We start from the raw sequence: 266 nt of genomic DNA, 5'->3' as shown, positions 1-266 counted from the left end.
CTTTCATAATGCGGATTCTGGTCTTGGTAAATGCCCGACTGAGGGCATTTACAATGTGAAATCGATCAATGAGAACAATCGCATTGGGAAACACAGTACCGACCAATTTAGGGTAAGTATAATTCATATCAGTAACGATAATCTTGACTCTTTGTCGTGCGGATTCGGTGTAATGTCTAAAATGACGCTGCAGCTTGAAAATTGATCGGAATGGTAATAAATCGATAAACTCGTGTGTTTCGGCATCCATCATTTCAAAACTCATG

The 266-nt window shown here is 39.5% G+C and carries 1 protein-coding gene; it reads right to left on the bottom strand.

Annotated elements, in window-relative coordinates; all coding sequences use genetic code 11:
• The coding region (locus IWT5_RS11875) for a transposase (RefSeq protein WP_143443108.1) at positions 1-266 on the bottom strand (266 nt) is incomplete at both ends.

Origin of the sequence: Secundilactobacillus mixtipabuli, assembly GCF_002217925.1 — a bacterium.
GTDB classification, from domain to species: domain Bacteria; phylum Bacillota; class Bacilli; order Lactobacillales; family Lactobacillaceae; genus Secundilactobacillus; species Secundilactobacillus mixtipabuli.
The sequence above is the reverse complement of the archived record's forward strand: the minus strand, read 5'-3'. Positions and strand labels throughout refer to the sequence as shown.